The organism is Shewanella sp. SG41-4 (assembly GCF_014164505.1).
Taxonomy (GTDB): domain Bacteria; phylum Pseudomonadota; class Gammaproteobacteria; order Enterobacterales; family Shewanellaceae; genus Shewanella.
This window is the reverse complement of sequence record NZ_JACJFI010000344.1, coordinates 1-3,482: the sequence shown is the minus strand read 5'-3', so window position 1 is coordinate 3,482 and position 3,482 is coordinate 1. Positions and strand designations below refer to the sequence as shown.

5 protein-coding genes are annotated in these 3,482 nt (G+C 39.6%); 4 read left to right on the top strand and 1 reads right to left on the bottom strand.

The annotated features are described in order from the left end of the window. Window positions 1-437 precede the first annotated feature (437 nt). Window positions 438-1,451 (top strand): permease, encoded by a 1,014-nt coding sequence (locus H5202_RS19365; RefSeq protein ID WP_182773500.1) that lies wholly within the window; start codon window positions 438-440, stop codon window positions 1,449-1,451. Between the two features lie 16 nt (window positions 1,452-1,467). Next, window positions 1,468-1,698, top strand: coding sequence for a thioredoxin family protein (locus H5202_RS19360; RefSeq protein ID WP_182773499.1), 231 nt, complete (start codon window positions 1,468-1,470; stop codon window positions 1,696-1,698). 99 nt (window positions 1,699-1,797) lie between these two features. Here H5202_RS19360 and H5202_RS19355 read toward each other — a convergent pair whose 3' ends face one another. Next, window positions 1,798-1,986, bottom strand: coding sequence for a hypothetical protein (locus tag H5202_RS19355; RefSeq protein ID WP_182773498.1), 189 nt, complete (start codon window positions 1,984-1,986; stop codon window positions 1,798-1,800). Between the two features lie 130 nt (window positions 1,987-2,116). On the opposite strand from H5202_RS19355, the gene H5202_RS19350 reads away from it, so the two are divergent. Both H5202_RS19350 and H5202_RS19345 read left to right on the top strand, forming a co-directional pair. Next, a complete protein-coding gene (locus H5202_RS19350) occupies window positions 2,117-3,088 on the top strand; it encodes a YHYH protein (RefSeq protein WP_259397393.1) in 972 nt (323 codons plus the stop codon). 31 nt (window positions 3,089-3,119) lie between these two features. After that, a partial coding sequence (locus tag H5202_RS19345) for a hypothetical protein (RefSeq protein ID WP_182773496.1) occupies window positions 3,120-3,482 on the top strand: 363 nt, incomplete at its 3' end.

The following is a 3,482-nucleotide window of genomic DNA, read 5'->3' as shown; positions in this document are numbered from 1 at the left end:
CGAAAACTTAACAATTCGTTGCAATGTTAAGTTTTCGATAGGATGTAAATTAAGTTAACTATCTGCTTTTTAAGTTATTGATCATATAAATTTAACGATTTTAATTTGAATAAGTCATTATTTTTAAAGCTGAAAAAAATATCCTATTCATTACAATAATTAACGGTTGTATGCGCAGCGTATGACAAACCTACGTCGCTTTACATAGATAAACCACTCATTTTTGTTGTCACCAAGATTATGAATGGTAAGCCGACTTGATATCGAAATGGCCAGCAAGTAGCAACATAAGGCAAAATTGAATAAGTTAATTAATCAAATTCTATTTCGCATAACCTATGTTTATTCCAATCATCAACAAAATCGAGATCTAGATCTTATATTGCGACCCAAAATAACGCTATCTTTACAGTAGTGTTTTTATAGAGCAATAATTTATGTTTCAGATTTTTTCTGATTTTGCATCTTGGCTTATATACAGTGTATTGGGGTTGTCGCCAGAGACTAAACTCGGTGATGCGCTGCATTTTTTTGTTGAAGACGTCACTAAAATTTTTGCTTTGCTACTGGTGATGATTTATCTCATTGCTCTTATACGTGCCTCGTTAAATGTTGAGCGAGTTAGAGATTTTTTAGCAGGAAAACACCGAGGGCTAGGTTACTTAATGGGCTCAGGTTTTGGTGTTATAACGCCATTCTGTTCTTGTTCGAGCATCCCTGTGTTTTTAGGTTTTACTTCTGCCGGGATCCCATTGGGGATCACGATGAGCTTTTTGATTACCTCTCCTTTAATCAACGAGGTAGCGATATTACTGCTGATGAGCTTATTGGGACTCAAATTTACTTTACTGTATATTGCGGTTGGCATGAGTGTGGGTATGTTAGGCGGTCTGTTTCTCGACAGCATTAAGGCTGAACGTTGGTTGCAATCATTTGCGGCAGAAGCGTTAAAACGAGGTCAACTGAAGGATGTTGGCAATACGGTTGATGATAATGGCAATGTGCCAACTATGTCGTTACAACAAAGGCATCAATTTGCCAAAACGGAGATGCTAGATATATTTGGCAGAGTGTGGAAATGGGTGATTATTGGTGTGGGGCTGGGCGCGGCATTACATGGTTTTGTCCCAGACGGTTGGATTGAAGCACATTTGGGGGATGGACAATGGTGGTCTGTTCCTGCTGCGGTGTTGCTCGGCATTCCACTTTATTCCAATGCAACAGGCGTTATTCCAGTTATGGAAAGCTTGATAGTCAATGGTTTACCGATAGGCACCACATTGGCATTTTGTATGAGCACTGTAGCGGCCAGTTTCCCTGAGTTTATTTTGTTAAAACAAGTCATGCAATGGCGTTTACTGACAATATTATTCAGCCTTCTATTAGTTTCATTCACTTTAGTGGGGTGGATATTTAACGCATTTGCTCCGTTTTTATTAACGACGAATTAGTCATAAGGAATAATAAATGAAAATCGTTAAAGTATTAGGTTCTGGTTGTAAAAAGTGCCTTGAAACCGCAGAACTTGTCCAAGCTGTTGCTGATGAAAAGGGAGTAGCAATAAAAATAGAAAAAGTGACTGATATGGCCCAAATTATGGCTTATGACGTAATGAGTACACCAGCAGTCGTGATTGATGAAAAAGTGGTCCACAAGGGCAGCAAACCCACCAAAGAGCAATTAGCAATGTGGATTTAGTGTGATTTGTAATGATAAATTGCATGGGGCTATTGGCTGTAAATAAGCTGGTAGCGCTTTGTCATTAGGTTAAATGTATTTCCCAGGAGGTCTTCGGCTTTAAACCCATCTTGTATAGTAAGGCATAGAAATATCTACTCTTCTTAAGTTTATGTAAACATTAACTCCCCAAAATATACCTATAGCGTTTTCACTTCCGCCACTTTTTTTGACAAAAAACTGTGCAAGCGGGGTGATTTCGTTAACAGAACATTTACCATATCCTTCATTTTTGTTGTTTTTCTGCATAATTTCTGCACTTTGTCTCTATATCATTGATAGGTAATACAGTACCTCCTTGGTTTAACCTCTTTACGATCCACTTAAAGGAATCGATGACATGAAAGTATTCGTTAAATATCGGAAATTTACTCAATCTATGTTGTGTACGTTGATCACAGCCGGTTTATTAACAGCCTGTAACAGTAGTGATGATGACACAGTGTCAATTGATGAAAGCACCAGTTCAACCGATAATGGCGTCAGTAACAACGGCACAACTGATGGCGTGTTATGTGATTATGCATACAGCGAATTTAATGATTCTGAGTCTGTTGGTTATAACAGTGAGTCGCAATGGACTTGTGCTGATGCTATGCGCAATTTAGTGGCGAACGGTATTCCTGACCATGCAGTGGGCACTTTTCCCAATGATGGCAATCCAAACATGATCACCGAGCAAGACATTACAGCAAGTATTACTTTGCAGCCCGTTAAAACCGATGTGGCTACAGAATTAGGTGGCCCGTCAGGCCCGCAGGGATATGTGTTAAATGGAGTAAAAATTGATGCCAGCACCGGCGGCACTTGTGATGACTCAGGTTTAATTTGCGACCCAGGTATGAATGTCGGTAACTGGAATATTGAGGCGTTAGGCCAATCCAGTTTTGATTTTGGAACCGATGACAATAATGCCCATGTTCAACCAAGCGGTGAATATCATTATCACGGTATGCCAGAAGGTTTTATTACGCTACATGGTGGCAGTAGCAACACCATGACCTTAATTGCATGGGCATCGGATGGATTCCCTATTTACGCACGTTACGGGTACAGCACAGCCGATGATGCCACTTCAACACTTAAAGTACTAACTGGCAGTTATCAGTTAGTCACAGCAGTAAGTGATAGCAGACCATCAACGGATTTATATGCTTTAGGTACCTTTAAACAAGACTGGGAATATGTAGAAGGCTCAGGCGACTTGGACGAATGTAACGGCCGCGTTGGGGTCACTCCAGAGTTTCCAAATGGCATTTATCATTATTACGCAACAGATAGTTACCCGTTCTTTCAACGATGTGTTAAAGGTGAAGTTGAAGCCGCAGGCCAATTACCTCCACCTCAATAATCAACTATATGACACTTAAGGGGGACATCGAATGCGCGTTCTGAGACATAAGGTGATGGCGGTTATTTTTATGATGAATTTATTGATGGTAACAGAGGCTGAATCGCACATGATGGTTGCTCAACATGGCACTATTAATATGGTTAATAATGGTGCATTTATGGTGTTGTCATTACCGATTAGTGCATTTAATGATATAGATGATGACATTAATGGCCATTTATCAACGGTTGAATTTAACTCTCATCGTGCAGAGATCATCACTCAAATATTGGCTAAAGTTAAATTGAAAGATAATAACGGTTTGCGCCCACTAGAGGGGTTAATGTTTTCATTGGGTGATGATCATCATGATTCTGATTCAGCAACTCAATTGATTGTCATGGGACGTTTT